Annotated in this window: 1 protein-coding gene; it reads right to left on the bottom strand. The window is 58.2% G+C overall.

Annotation, left to right across the window (positions count from 1 at the left end):
• Positions 1 to 102: 102 nt before the first annotated feature.
• A partial coding sequence (locus J5M58_RS26745; RefSeq protein ID WP_207880385.1) for a GDSL-type esterase/lipase family protein occupies positions 103 to 467 on the bottom strand: 365 nt, incomplete at its 5' end.

Raw genomic sequence — 467 nt, forward strand, 5'->3', positions numbered from 1 at the left:
CGTACGGGTAACGCTCTTCATGTTGTCCTCATTCAAAGCTGAACCTATGACCGATCCGGGCCGACGACGCTTGGCGAAATGGACGGAGCCATCGCCGCACGCTCATGCCGACTTGGACGTAAACGGCGATCCCAGCGCACGCACAATCCCATCTCGCCATACTTTCGCGATCTTCGTGTGACCGTTGTCGTTGGGATAGAGCATGTCGTAGTAATCCACGCCGACCTTCGGAATCAGCGTCGAACTGTCGACTAGGAAGACATCCTTGAATTGCGCGGCTTCGTCGTTCGCGAGACTGACCACCTGCGCATTGAACTGGTTGATGCGGGCCTGCGTCGCCGCATCCGGGGTGGGTGCGAGCGTCGACAGAATGATCTTCGCTCCGGGCGCGGCTGCGCGGATCGTATCGATCAGCTTTCTGAGCCTCGATGGTGCGGTATCGACCAGGTAATTGTTCAGCATGTCGG

Source organism: Pseudomonas sp. 32_A (assembly GCF_017490905.1).
Lineage (GTDB): Bacteria > Pseudomonadota > Gammaproteobacteria > Pseudomonadales > Pseudomonadaceae > Aquipseudomonas > Aquipseudomonas inefficax.